The sequence below is a fragment of the Nisaea denitrificans DSM 18348 genome (assembly GCF_000426505.1).
Lineage (GTDB): Bacteria > Pseudomonadota > Alphaproteobacteria > Thalassobaculales > Thalassobaculaceae > Nisaea > Nisaea denitrificans.
In genome coordinates this window covers 1-13,324 of the sequence record NZ_AUFM01000022.1, presented here as the reverse complement: position 1 = coordinate 13,324, position 13,324 = coordinate 1, and the positions used below count along the sequence as shown (strand labels likewise).

The following is a 13,324-nucleotide window of genomic DNA, read 5'->3' as shown; positions in this document are numbered from 1 at the left end:
GATGCGCGCCGCGCCCGGCCTGCGTCCGGTCTGTACGCTGACGGTGGAGCTGAGCCCGATCCGTGAGCTTGGCCCGGGCCGGGCGGGCAAGCGGCGCATTATCCCGATCGTGGGCGGCCGGGTCGAGGGACCGGAGCTTAACGGCACAATCCTCGGTGTCGGTGCGGATTGGCAGACAGTCTATGACAATGGATGCGCCTGGCTCGATGCCCGCTATGCCTTCGAGACTCAGGACGGCGCCTTGATCGAGGTCGTGAACCAGGGCTACAGGCACGGCCCGCCGGAAGTTCTGGCGCGGCTCGCCGAAGGCAACCCGGTCGATCCGGCGGAGTATTATATGCGCACATCGGCCCGTCTCGAGACCGGCGATGAGCGCTATGTCTGGGTTAATCGCACACTGTTTATCGGCACAGGCGCCCGGCTCCCGTCCGCCGTCGAGATCACGCTCTTTGCGGTGACATAAGCTTGATTGCCGACGAGGTTTCGGCCACTCGCACGAGACCCATGCCGTAACCTTCTCCTCCGCCTGCTCGCTGTCCGGGTGCCACGGCAGCAGAAACGGTGTTCTGAGTTCACAACCCGGGCTTAGTTCACTGTCTTTGGCGTGGCGGCATTCTTGCCGGCTGCGCCGGTGAATTTATCCAGCCATTTACCAAGCGTCTGTTCGGCCGACGGATCTGCCAGCGGCATACCATCGGTGGCCTGGGGCGGATTCCCTGCCTGCTGTAGGCCGTTCGGCGAATTTTTCTGGTCCGGTGTGGGGGTGCCGGGCGGAGTCATGGTGTCCTGATTGATGATGGCACCAGTAGCGGTCAGCGGTGCCGGCCCGGCGAGGGAAGGCATCTTCAGAAGGTCGCTGCGCGGTCCAAGCGAACTGTTGCCGCCCGGCGCACCTCGTTGTTCGTTCTCCACACCTTTCATGCCAGGGTCGGTGTTGAGGATTATCGGCAACCCGTCTGCGCCGCCAATGACGATAACCTTGGCGTTGTTGGACTGGGCCAGCTGCAGGGTTGCCTCGATGCCGCGCCAGCGCAGATAGCTCTCGGTGATGCCCGGCGCGACAATTTCCTGGAAACTGCGAATACCCTCTGCTTCGATCCGCTTACGCTGACGCTCTTTTTCTTCCAGCCGCAGACGGAATTCATAGGCCTCGCTCATGTGGCGGACCCGTTCCTTCTGCTCGATGGCATTGCGTACAAAGGTTGGCAAGGTGATTTCCTCGATCAGCACGTCCTCGAGATTGACGTAGGCTTCGTCGAACGGGACGTTGGAGGAAATGTTCGCCAGTTTGCTCTGGAACCGGGTCTGCACGATGGTCTGCACCCGCTCGCGCCGGGTTGAATAGAGGTCGGAGGCCTCGTTTTCTGAAATATAGGTCAGGATCAGGGTGCGGAGCTGGGGACGCATCAGGGTGTCGGTATAGTTCGGCCCGATGCTCTTGTGCAGGAAGCCCGCATATTTACTGTTGATGACGAAGCGGCTGGAGATATTGACCGTGATCTCCAAGCCGTCGACGCTGAGTCCTTGCACACTCTCGCTGATGCGCTGCAGGCGCGCATCGTACATGTAGATTTTGTCCCACGGGAGGATGAAGTGAATGCCTTCCCTGAGCTGTTCGCCCCTCGTTGTGACTGTGCCACCGAAGAACCGGTACCACATCACCCCGACTGATCCCGGCGGCACTGTGTAGACAATCAGTGGCCATAACACGATGATCATCAGGAGCAGCAGCGCACCGGCGGCGAAGAACTCTACCCAGTGCCTGCCCGTCCAGGCCGACGCCCATTTGAAGAAGCGACTAATCATGGAAAAGCTCCGGGTCGAAGGTCGCCATCATACCATCTTCCATGTGCATTTGCCTGTCGGCAGCATCGAAGAAGCGGTTGTCGTGAGTGACGGCAATGATAGTGGCCCCGCGTGATCGCAGCATACCCAAAATCTCACGGTAGAACTTGCGTCTGAACATCGGGTCCTGATCGGCGGCCCATTCGTCGAGCACGAGGATCGGGCGCTTTTCCAGCAATGCGGCAAGCAGGGCCAGGCGTTTGCGCTGGCCGGTTGAAAGGTCGATGGTGGAAAAACGCTGGCCGTCGAACTTTACCTTGTTGAGGATCTCCAGCGTGGCGATCCAGTCCGCGACCTCGTCCAGTCCCTCATCCGGAACACCATATAGTTCCGAGAACAGGTGGAAGTCGCCGAAGACGGCCGCGAAGATTTCGCGATAATCCTGCAATGCATTCTGGGGGAGAGCCTTGCCGTCCACCAGGATGGTGCCTTCATGCAAGGGGTAGAGGCCGGTAAGGACCCGCAGCAGGGTCGATTTTCCGGAGCCATTTCCGCCGGTGATAAACAGAACTTCCCCGCGCGTTACGGTGAGATCTATCGGGCCGATGGCAAAGCTTTCAGTGGGATCGCCGTTTGGTGGGGTGTAGCGGAACACTGCTTTGCGCAGTTCTAGGGTCTTGAAATCTGCGAAGCGCGTGCTGTCCGCCGTCGGCGCTTCCGCCAGTGGTTTGCCGTCTTCGTTGACCGCCAACTCGACACCGGACATCCTTTTCAGGTCGCGTTCCAGATCCATGATCGCCTCGGCTGCGGCGGAGGAGTTCTCGAAGATCGGGATGGAGCCTATCAGGCCGGAGATCGGTCCGATGATGAAGAGTACGGCGGTGGTCGACTTTTGAACCTCGTCTGAATAGCCCGAGGTCAGGATCGGGACCACGAACACCATGGTGCCAAGCAGCAGGTAGAAGGCGGTCTGGGAGAACACGAAGTTCTTTGCCAGCATGATTTGTGTAACGCCCCGCATCTCCGAGGCGCGTTGGCTGATTTCCTCGATCCGAGCGATGATGGCCCGGGCCTTGCCCCGGCTCAGTTTGGCTTCCTTGAAGCCGTCCAGCAGGTCGTCGATCGTGTTGTAGACGTCGTTGTCCATCTCCAGAGTGCCGCGGAGGTCGCTTCGCACCGAATAGGATTTTCGCCAGTAGACGAATAAAGCAACGCTCATGAAGGCAACGAGAGCGATAAAAGATGTGATCGAAATCCACGCGATATAGAGCGCCGTGAACAGAATCAGGATCGTCATCTGCACCGCAATGGTCATGGTTGACGCGGATTGCGAGAGCGTCTGCATATGGCGTGCGATGCCGCTGTAGATCACCACCCGGCCGAGCTGCTCCACATCGAGCAGTTCGCAATATTGCAGGTGGGAGACGATGCGCATGCGCACGCGATGGATCATCGCCTCGACCTGTTCGGCGGCCTGGGTCAGGATCCAGCGCTGTGAAACAACATAGAGAATCATTGCGGCAGCGAAAAACACTGCATAAAGCGGGCGGGATTCCGACTGCTCGGCATGCTCGGCCGCCGTATTGATCACCGCAAGAATCATCGCGTTGGTCAGGCCGGCAACGGCGGCCACGGTCAGTGCCTTGCGAGGCGATAGCGTGGCTTCGCTGCGCAGGAATTTGATCAGGCCGTTTGACGCAACCAGATCGGCAGCGGCGGAACCGGTCTCCATCGCGGAAATTCCTCCCGGGGCGGGTTAGCCTTCTTGAGAAGGGCCGGATGAAGCTTTTTTCAAAGCAGGCCGGACCAGCGCAAACACTAGCCCGACCAACAGCGGCGTAAAGATCACGCAGCAAAGGAACACCCCAAACGCACCGATCCGGGTGTGCCGACCGGCATAGGCCAGGATCACGGAAAGCAGCACATAGAGGCCGAGTGGTATAAATTGCATTAGGCGCAATCCGATTTGAGCGTCGCTGCGTTATGACAGCCGACCGGACCGCCTATGCCGTCCGGTCGGGTTGTCCAAGATTTCAGCTGTCGTGACTGATCAGGCTGCGGCCTTCGTCGATGTGGAGGCTTTGGAAACGCCCTCTTCGAACTCGGCTTTGAAATGCTCGCGCATAGCTTCCGGGTCGAAGTTCAACACGTTGCCGCCGGCTTCGAAGTGCTGGATGAAGACCTTGCCGACCGCGTAGGTTGAGGCCGTGGTGAAGACCGGAGCGGCCAGCACACCAAGCACGGTTCCGACGCCCGGGATCGCCTTGATCAGGCTGGAGGCGCCGCGCGCCAGTCCGGCCGGAACCAGGCTACCAAGCAGGCCGCCAATGATAGTTTTCACGACATTGCGCGAGAACGGCACTTCATAGAGCTTTGCCAGATCGGCAACCATCTTGATCTGAACCAGGGTAACCGCCGCCAGATCGGCGAAGGGAAGCGGAATGAAACTGGCGCCTGCGGACCAGCCCATATAGGTGTTTACGATGCTCGAGGCTTCGACACGCCGAGCAGCTAATACATCATCTGCCATCATTACTCTCCAGAGTTGGTGAAGTCGTGTTTTGCGTAATGGTGCGTGGCCAAGCGGCCCCTCATCTTTATTCTGCGCCCAGCCGGTCGAAGGTCTTTCTCAATCATTTCAAGCATATCCGAATCGGTCCTTCGAGTACAACCGCTCAGAAGCTTTTGGCAATTCTCAGCTGCGGCAAAATGAAGCTTTCCTCTCCGCCTGCACCCAGAGACGCCGCCACCTTCAACTCCGCCCGTAATCCGTTGGATGCGAGATACCGAAGGCCACCCGCCAGATTGAACAAATTCTGCGCTCCGGCACGGGAATCCGCGTGGATAATCTGCCCGGATGACAGGCGGGCGTCGATCTCGCGCTCCGCATCAAGCAGGTCGTGCTCATAGCCGACGCCGAGATAGGGTTGCAGGACACCGTTCGTCATGTCGACATCTGTCCAGACGGTGAAATCCACCCCAGCCTTGACCTCGGCGACATCGCTATCATCGACCGTGAGATTTAGGAAACTGGCACCGGTCTCCGTGAAACCGTCGAGGGTTGTCCAGCCGGCGCCGAGCCGTCCGCTAGCGGCATAGCCGATGCGCCGTTCCCCGATCTTCAGGTCGTTATCCCAGCGCGCCTCCAGTTCGGCGTTCGCGCCCCATCCACTGGTATCGCTGCGCGCAGTCGGCATCACCGAAAATCCGGTGTCGCGCTTCACGTCATCGACCGTGTGGTAGGACAGTCCGGCCTGCAGTCCGAGGCTGAAGGCACCGCTCCGCCAGCCACCGAAGCCGCCGAATGTCACTGCGTCATTGTCGAAAGAGCCGCCGCCGTTGATGGAGGAATCCAGGTTGGCATAGCCGATATGGGCGCCAACGATGAAGTCTCTGCTCGAGTCATCTGGGCGATAGGAGATGCCAACCATCGCCATCCTGCTGTCGTAGTCGTACCCGGAGAAGTCTCCGTCCCTGTCCCGGCTGCCGAAGCCGTTTTCGGCAATGATGAATACGGTGCTGTCGCCGAACTGCTGGCTGCTGACCGGTGCCGTTCCCGAACCTGCAAGGCCGGGTCCGCGACGCAAGTCATGGATCTGCCCGCGCAGGGCGGACATTACGGCGCGCTGCTGTTCCAGGCCTGAATCGGCGAGAGCCGCGAGCCTGCCGCCGTCGCTGTCGACCGCCTGCAGGGTTGCCGTCACCAACTCGGCGATATAGCCGTGCGCAGCCGTGGTCGGATGCTGGCCATCCCAGTAGAGAGTGGCGTTCTCGCTCGCTGCGTCCGGACATTGCCCGTTTGCGACGTTATTGGTGATGCAGGAGCCGGTGGTATTGGTGAAGCCGTAGAGGCTTGGCTGTGCGTCGATATCGTCATAGAGCGCGTCGAGATCCACCAGAACGATTTCGAGGCCGGTATTCGTCCGGGCCGTTTGCAACATGGTTGGCATGCCGGCATTGTGGGACGCAGACAGGCGCCCCGATTGCGCCAATTGATCTGCTGTAAAATCCGTTACCAGGGTCGGTACCCGGTCCAGATCGAAAAGGTTCAGTACGATCACGCGCCGGGCGCCGAGGGTGGAAGCCCGCTCAATGCCGGTCTGGATGTTTCCCAGCGTCTGATCAACGATGCCTTGCTCGCTGACGCCCGGATTGGCGCCGATAACATAGTTCGTATAGTCGTTGCCGCCGGTCAGGATGGCGAAGGTTGCGCCGGAGGTGTTGGCGACGACGCCGGAGGTGTTATAGGCCGTCAGATCGTCAAACACTGACAGCAGGCCCGGCGCGGCGCTCGGCAAGTCTTCCGTTCCGGCTTTCGCCCCGCCGAAGGCAAAGCTGAGACTGACGCCGTCCTGCGCTCCTGGATTTGTGGTTGAGCCGCACAGGCTTGCAAGTCCGTTGGAAGCGTTGGTGGTCGCGCAGTCAGGATTGCTGAAATAGTAATCCATGTAATAGAGCTGCGTCGGCGCCAGCCGGTCGGTCCAGTTAGGGCCGTTGGAAAAACGTCCCTGATAATAGGGCGGTGTTCGCGGGATCACGTTCGTCGGCGTGATGAGCCCGGTCGCGATGAAGCTGTTCTGATTGTCCACCAGGCTGTCGCCGAGGAAGATGTATCGGTCGTCGGCCGAAGCAGCTGCAGCAAAGCAGAGGGTTGCGCTACATATGGTTGCGGCGAAGCGCGCGCGGGATGTCTTCTGTGCCATGACGCTTGTTCTCCGGGGTTAGAACGTAACGACGACCGAGATCGTCGCCGACGTTTCGCTGTATTGGAGATCTGCGAGGAACGCGTCGTTCACGATCTGGTTCGATGCCGAGGCATTGAACATCAATTCGACGCGGTCATGCACTTGCCATGCGGCGGTCGCATCCAGGGTAAAACTCTCCGCCTCGTAGGGGGTTCCTTCGATTGTGTAGAACCTGTAGGTCGGCCCGAGCTTCAGATAGATATTATCTGCCGGGCGGTAGAGTGCCGAAACTGCCGCGAGATTGGTGAAGAGGCCAGCCGATGTCTCGATGTTCGTTTCGTCGAACGTGCGCTGTAGCGCCGCGCCGACACCCCATTGGTCGTCGATCTTGTAGGTCAGTTGTGCCGTGCCGACGCCGGAAATCACCTTGCCAATGGTCGGAGCGTCGAAATATTGCGCAAAGCCGATGATGCGGACGAGGCCGGACAGGTTGCCTTGCACAAACTCGGCGCCGATGCCGGCGCGGCCGCCCTCAGAATCACGGTCCTCCGGCAGAATAAAGTCTGAGCCCGAATACCGGATCCGTATCGGGCCGCCGAAGACAGAGGCCTTACCCCAGCTGTAATGCTGACCCGCTTCAAGAGTGAGATTGTATTCCTCGCGGTCCTGAGACTGCACCCGGCTGACGATAGTTACATCGATATCTGTATCGTTCGATACGTCCTGATAGCGGCTCAGCAAATTGACGAAGTACTTTTTGTCGTCCCATCCGAGTGCGGCTTCCAGGGTGTTGGTCTGGGTTGTGCCGTTCAGGTTTCCGTTGAATTGCAGCGGATCGTTCTTGCCGATGATGCTGCCTTCGTTGAGGGCGCCGAGCCGCAGGTTGAGGGCGTCTGTGAAGTCATAGCGTCCGCTGATCGTTCCGGAGAGTGCGCTGCTCTTCTGATCGGAAACATCGACGGCTTTCTGGTCGACATAACTGACGGTGGCAGCCACCGCGTGCTTCTCCCAGTCCGACTGAGCCCCTGCATTCAAAGCGAAAATCTTTTTAAAGTCAGATTCTTCTGTCGGGTCGAGGCGAATGTTATCGGTTGCCATAAGGCCGGCCTGGATCCGGTTGTAGAATTTGAAACCGCCGAAGCTGAGTCCGGATGGCTGCTCGAAGCCGGAAACGGGCGGAAGCGGTGCAATTTGAGCCATTGCCGACGGTGTGGTGGCAAGGCCCGTCAGCAGAAGCATCAGTGAAGCCACAGTTGTCCTGCATGCCAACGCCAATGGGTGTCCGCTCATAATCTTCGACGACTTGGGTAATCCGAACATTGTATCCCCCCTGGAACCGCCGGTGCATCCATCGTCCCCCGCGGATGCGTGGAGGTTCTCTATTAGTTCTGCTTCGTTTGTGCGGCCTTTTCTTTCGGGGCAGCGATCTTGGCCGGTATTGTTCCGAACTGTGTTGCGGTCACAACGTCACGGCAATCGAGCCCGTTCTCGAATGTGCAATAGGGTATGTTGACGGTCGCTTCCAGGTTCTTGCAGGTCTCCAGAAAAAGGGGGGAGGCGAGGTAATCACCTTCCTCACCGTCATCTAATGGACCAGCCATCACGCTTGTCGCTGATTGGCCGCTGCCGTCTTTCACCGTAAATTCGACTTCGGCAATGATGCGGAAAAGGCCCAGGTTGGTCAGATTTCGAATAGTGAGGACCGGGATGCAATTGTCATCCGTGCTGTGTTTACTCCTGTCCGTCGTAATAGCGCGGGAGACGACGATTTGCAGTGGTCCGCCGTGGCCTCTTGCATATTTCCAGCGAAGGACAGGATGCTTTGTCGCAGGGTCGGTCGTGCGTGAAAGCGTGATGACCCGTCCGTGGTCGCTCATCGCGGTCACTTCGTCGGCGCTATAGAATTGATCTATCTTCCAAGTTCCATCCGGTAACAGAATCACCCGTTGACCAACTGTTGTGGCGCCGAGACCGGAAGGCGGTATGGCTTCGTCATCATCGATCGGCGGGGCGGGTGTTTGAGCATCTGCCGTGTGAGGCAGTGCCGACAACAGAAGGGCCATCGCGACGAGTAAGGTCCGGAAAAAAATCATGCTTTGCTCCCGCCAGCATGGCTTGCGGATGATATCATATCGCGAATTTGATGGAATGCGGCGCTTGGGTTTTCGTTAATGAAGAAGTGACCGCCATCAATCCGGGCAAGTCCATAATCCGACTTGGTCCGTTCCGCCCAAGCAGCGTCCCGTCCGTCGGCAGTGGCTGCATCGGCCGTACCGGCAATGGTGTGGATGGGGCAGCGTAATCGTTCGCTTTCGGCCCGGGCATAAAGATCGTTCGCGCGGAAGTCAGCGCGCATGACCGGCAACATCAGTTCCGCGAACTCAGGCACTTCATCGACCTCTTGCGGCAGGCCGCCGAGACGCCGGACATAGTCGAGGAACGCATCGTCATCCATATCAGCGACGGTCGGTTGCGGTGTGGTCTGTGGGGCGGCGCGGGCCATTGCGATAAGACAGGCGATATCGATGTCTTCGGCTTCCAACTGCATCGCGGTTTCAAAAGCAAGCAATGCACCGTAGCTGTAACCGAGCAAAACCGGGCGATCCCAGCCTTCCGAGGCGATAGCGTCGGCGATGTTCCGGGCGAGCGCCACGGCATCTTCTTCGGGCGCTTCTCCGAAGCGCTCCTCGCGGCCGGGTAACTGAACCGGAACAATGCGGATACCGGGCAGGGAGCCCGCCCACTCTCGGAAAAAACCGGCACCGGCGCCTGCCGGAGGGAAGCAGATAAGAACGCTGCCAGGTCCTGTGCCCGCGCCGGCCCGGCGCTGTACAGGCAGCCAGGGCCTCGGTGCGGCTACTGATCGCAGGACGCCCGGCATTGCTCCCGTTGCCATCAATCCCGAGGCCATCAGGCCCGAACACTCTTTGGTCGCATGTCGATCCATGTCCTGTCGACATGAGCGACGCAATCCTCATGCTTTCCTGAAAAGACGGATCTCCAGCCGCTCGGCACCGCTTTTGCCAAAGGCCATAGGCAATACTGCTCTTCATCGTTGATCAGAACCTGATGTGTCGCGACCGGGTTTTCTGCCTGGTTGGGAGCTGTCTCGGATCCGGTGCTCATGTTGTCCTCGTCTGTTTTTGAGAGGCGGAGCGGGCCTTTTTGGCCGGCGCTGATTTCGTGGTTTTTGGTGCCGGTTCGCCTTCCGGTTCGACGCTCGCATTGTCTGCTGTCACGTCCTTGTCGTCCGGCAGGATTCCCAACCGGCGCTCCCGCATCTCCAGCATTTCCACCGTCGACTTATAAGTCGGCAGCGCCCAGAGCACGAAGAGTGCGAGTTTCACTAATGCGGCGGCGACAGGCATCACAATACCGTAACAAATATTCGCATGTTTCGATATGTCACATGCTCAAAATGCTCGCGCTGGGCGATCTTATCCTGAAAGCAGCTTCCAGCGGCGACCGCGGCACTATGAGGTGAGGCTAAGGCGTTTGCAAACGATTAATTATTTGTTCACAATGGGTTCTGGGTATATTGAATTTATCGTTTATGCTTAAATTCACGCTGTTTTGAGCGAATTCAATCAATTTTGTTGGGTGATGAATCGGGCGTAATTTCATGCTCTGGTTTTGTTTATTGAAAACCCTCGGAGATTGACTGTGAGTGGCAAGATGAATGAGCAGGCTCATTCCATAGACTATCCGTTGCCGCTTTCGATGGCGCAACAGGAGGTTTGGCGAGAGCATGTTTTATTCCCTGGCACGGCCGTGCATACCGTGTCGGCGCGCAGTATCGTTTCCGGGCCGCTTGACCCCGAGAAATTCGAGCAGGCGCTTTTCTGGGTGTGGCAGAGACACCAGGCGCTGAGGCTGACACCCGTCGCAGACGATGGTGGGCTGGAGCCGGTGCAGATCGAATGCCCGGCGCCGGAGCGGATGTTCGACCTGCATGATGTTTCGGATGCTGCCGATCCGGAAAGTGCTGCCGAAACGCTTGCCGCCGATCTCGGGCGCCGGGCTATTCCGCTCGATGGCGGCCCGACCTTCCGCTTCGACCTCATCCGCTTTGCAACGGACCGGCATATCTGGGTGATGAGCTATCATCACATCAATATGGACGCCTGGGCCAACGGCATTCTGATGCGGGATGTTGCGGCAGCCTACAGCGCGCTGGTCAGAGGAGAGCATCCGGAGCTGCCGGAGGCGCCGCAATTCGCGGGTGCCGTAGAAGGCGACCGCGCCTTCCTGGAAAGCAAGCGCTTCGCCAAGGCCGCTGACTACTGGAGCGATCAATACAAGACACTGCCCGACCGACTGGTCGATGCGGTGCCGAGCGTGCTGGAAGGGCGTCCGCCCGAGCCAACTTCATTGCAGCGGATCGGTGTCGACGCGGCGACAATGACAAAACTGCGTGCTGTGGCTGCCGAAAAGGGCGCGACACCGGCACGGCTCTTCATGGCCGCCGCGCTGATCCTGTTTCACAAGCTCTCTGGTGCGACCGACATGGTGTTCGGCATGCCGGTGCTGAACCGGCCAACCGCACGGGATAAGGAAACCTTTGGCCTGTTCTCGCTGACTACAGCGCCCCGTGTTCGCCTCGATCCGGCAGACGGGCTGGACGCCTTGCTGGCCGAGCTTGACCGGGCCATGAGAGGCGCCATGCGGCATCACCGCTATCCGCTCTCCGGCGTCAACCGGAGCCTCGGTCTGGCAGCGCAACGGGTACTGCAACTTTTCGATATCAACATCTCCTATGAACGGGTCGATTTTGGCGAGTTGCCGTTCGGCGATGCAGTGGCCGGTGTGCCCCGGGTGCTGCTGAACGGCGTCGAGCGCACGCCGGTCGAGATCTTCGTCCGGGAATATGGCGACGGTGAGCGGGTCGAGGTTGACCTCGACTTGTCGCTCGGTGCTTTCAGCGAGGAAGACGCCGCTTTATTGGCCTCCCGTTATTCGCATGTTTTGTCGTGGTTGGCGTCTGGTGGTGCTGGGTCTGTTTCGTCTGTTCCTCTGGTGGACGCTTCGGAGCGTGCGTGGCTTCTTGATGGTGTGAACGCGACGACGCGGGATTATGGCGGGTTCGAGCCTGTGCACCGGGCGTTCGAGCGGATCGCGGCGGAGTCTCCGGAGCGGGCTGCGGTGCGGTTCGAGGGCGTGGAGCTTGGCTATGGCGAGCTGAACAGCCGGGCGAATGCCCTGGCGCGGCGCCTGCTGCGGGCGGGCGTCGGCCGTGACGTGCGTGTCGGCGTTGCGCTGGAACGGTCTGTTGATCTCGTTGTGTCGCTCTTGGCGGTGATGAAGGCGGGCGGTGCCTATGTTCCGCTCGATCCGGAACTGCCCGGTGATCGTCTCGGCTTCATGATCGGGGACGCGGCGGCGCCTGTGGTGATCACGCGGACAGGCTTGCTGGACGTGCTTCCGGTGCATGAGGGGCGGACGCTCTGCGTCGACGATGCCGGGCGCGGCAGCAGACGCGGAGCCGATGCGGGCAACCCTGATATCGAGCTCGGGCCGAACGACCTTGCCTATGTGATCTATACCTCGGGCTCGACGGGTCTGCCCAAGGGGGTGATGAACCACCATGCGGGGCTGGCGAACCGTATCCTCTGGATGCAGGAAGCCTTCGATATCGGTGACGGCGACCGGGTGCTGCAGAAGACGCCCTACACGTTCGACGTCTCTGTGTGGGAGTTCTTCTGGCCCTTGATGACGGGCGCCTGCCTCGTGGCGGCAAAGCCCGGCGGTCATAAGGACCCGGACTATCTGGCAAAGACGATGATCGAAGAGCGCATCAGCGTGCTGCACTTCGTGCCGTCGATGCTGCAAAGCTTCCTCGGCCATGGTGGCTCGGCAGCGACGCTCTCCGCGTGCACAGACCTGCGCTATGTGATGTGCAGCGGCGAGGCGCTGTCACCGGGGCTGGTGGACCGGTTCCACAGCCTGAAGCCGGAGCAAGCCGAGCTGCATAATCTCTACGGCCCGACGGAAGCGGCCATCGATGTGACGCACTGGAAGTGCGAGAGCCCGTCGGACGACCCGCTGCCGATCGGCACGGCAATCGCCAATACCAGCCTCTATGTTCTGGACAGCGCGCTTGAGCCTGTGCCTGTCGGCGTTGCGGGGGATCTCTGGATTGGCGGTGTTCAGGTCTCGCGCGGCTATCTCGGTCGCCCGGCATTGACCTCCGATACCTTCATCGCGGACCCGCATGCAGCCACACCCGGCGCCCGGATGTACCGGACGGGAGACATCGCCCGCAGACGGGCCGATGGCGCTCTGGTCTATCTTGGCCGGAGCGACTTCCAGGTGAAGCTGAGGGGCTTCCGGATCGAGCTTGGGGAGATCGAGTCCGTTCTGATGGGGCATGGCGCGATCCGTGAAGCGGCGGTGCTGCTGCGGGAAGACCGGCAAGGCGACCCGCGTCTGGTCGGGTATCTGGTTGCCGAGGGGAATATGGTGCCTACAGATCTTGGCCCATACCTGCGTGACAAGCTTCCGGAGCACATGGTGCCGTCGGACTGGGTGACGCTGGACGCTTTGCCGATCACGGCGAACGGGAAGCTGGACCGGAAGGCGCTTCCGGCGCCGGAGCTGACGGCGGCGGGCCTTGGCGGCGGGCCCAGAGGCCCGGAAGAGGAAGTGTGCTGCGCGGTTCTGGCGGGTGTGCTGGGGCGTGAGGAGGTCGGGGCGGAGGACAACTTCTTCGCCCTTGGCGGCCACTCGTTGCTGGCGGTGCAGGTTGTCGGGCGTCTCAGGAAGGCGCTCGGGGTTGAGCTGCCCGCGAATGCGGTCTTCGCCCATCCCACCGCACGCGCCCTCGCCAAACATGTAAGAGACGCTAAACGCATAGA

The 13,324-nt window shown here is 60.0% G+C and carries 12 protein-coding genes; 2 read left to right on the top strand and 10 right to left on the bottom strand.

What is annotated here, in order from left to right:
- The first annotated feature begins 1 nt into the window (after position 1).
- On the top strand, positions 2-463 hold the full coding sequence (locus K328_RS0116500) for a DUF3237 domain-containing protein (RefSeq protein ID WP_028466916.1): 462 nt from the start codon (positions 2-4) through the stop codon (positions 461-463).
- Between the two features lie 122 nt (positions 464-585).
- On the opposite strand, the gene K328_RS24490 is transcribed toward K328_RS0116500, so the two are convergent.
- The 10 genes from K328_RS24490 to K328_RS0116455 all read right to left on the bottom strand — a co-directional run bounded on the left by K328_RS24490 (position 586) and on the right by K328_RS0116455 (position 9,838).
- The gene (locus tag K328_RS24490; RefSeq protein WP_051285007.1) at positions 586-1,806 is read right to left on the bottom strand and encodes a prohibitin family protein; all 1,221 of its coding nucleotides are present in this window, start codon (positions 1,804-1,806) and stop codon (positions 586-588) included.
- The gene (locus K328_RS0116490) at positions 1,799-3,517 is read right to left on the bottom strand and encodes a cyclic peptide export ABC transporter (RefSeq protein ID WP_051285006.1); all 1,719 of its coding nucleotides are present in this window, start codon (positions 3,515-3,517) and stop codon (positions 1,799-1,801) included. Before K328_RS0116490 ends, K328_RS24490 begins: the two co-directional genes overlap by 8 nt.
- A gap of 24 nt (positions 3,518-3,541) precedes the next feature.
- The gene (locus tag K328_RS24485) at positions 3,542-3,736 is read right to left on the bottom strand and encodes a hypothetical protein (protein ID WP_036554738.1); all 195 of its coding nucleotides are present in this window, start codon (positions 3,734-3,736) and stop codon (positions 3,542-3,544) included.
- 99 nt (positions 3,737-3,835) lie between these two features.
- Positions 3,836-4,315 (bottom strand): YcjF family protein, encoded by a 480-nt coding sequence (locus K328_RS0116480; RefSeq protein WP_028466914.1) that lies wholly within the window; start codon positions 4,313-4,315, stop codon positions 3,836-3,838.
- A gap of 145 nt (positions 4,316-4,460) precedes the next feature.
- Entirely contained in the window at positions 4,461-6,488 is a 2,028-nt protein-coding gene (locus K328_RS0116475; protein WP_028466913.1) for an autotransporter domain-containing protein, read from the bottom strand.
- An 18-nt stretch (positions 6,489-6,506) separates the two neighbouring features.
- Positions 6,507-7,709, bottom strand: coding sequence for an outer membrane beta-barrel protein (locus K328_RS0116470; RefSeq protein WP_028466912.1), 1,203 nt, complete (start codon positions 7,707-7,709; stop codon positions 6,507-6,509).
- A gap of 143 nt (positions 7,710-7,852) precedes the next feature.
- Positions 7,853-8,563 (bottom strand): hypothetical protein, encoded by a 711-nt coding sequence (locus K328_RS0116465; RefSeq protein ID WP_028466911.1) that lies wholly within the window; start codon positions 8,561-8,563, stop codon positions 7,853-7,855.
- Positions 8,560-9,381, bottom strand: a complete 822-nt coding sequence (locus tag K328_RS25955; RefSeq protein ID WP_169721219.1) for a thioesterase II family protein — start codon at positions 9,379-9,381, stop codon at positions 8,560-8,562. Before K328_RS25955 ends, K328_RS0116465 begins: the two co-directional genes overlap by 4 nt.
- Positions 9,381-9,596 (bottom strand): MbtH family protein, encoded by a 216-nt coding sequence (locus K328_RS26440; RefSeq protein ID WP_084608357.1) that lies wholly within the window; start codon positions 9,594-9,596, stop codon positions 9,381-9,383. Before K328_RS26440 ends, K328_RS25955 begins: the two co-directional genes overlap by 1 nt.
- Entirely contained in the window at positions 9,593-9,838 is a 246-nt protein-coding gene (locus K328_RS0116455) for a hypothetical protein (protein ID WP_028466910.1), read from the bottom strand. Before K328_RS0116455 ends, K328_RS26440 begins: the two co-directional genes overlap by 4 nt.
- A gap of 295 nt (positions 9,839-10,133) precedes the next feature.
- Between K328_RS0116455 and K328_RS24475 the strand changes: the two genes are divergently transcribed.
- The coding region (locus tag K328_RS24475) for a non-ribosomal peptide synthetase (protein WP_156901428.1) at positions 10,134-13,324 on the top strand (3,191 nt) is incomplete at its 3' end.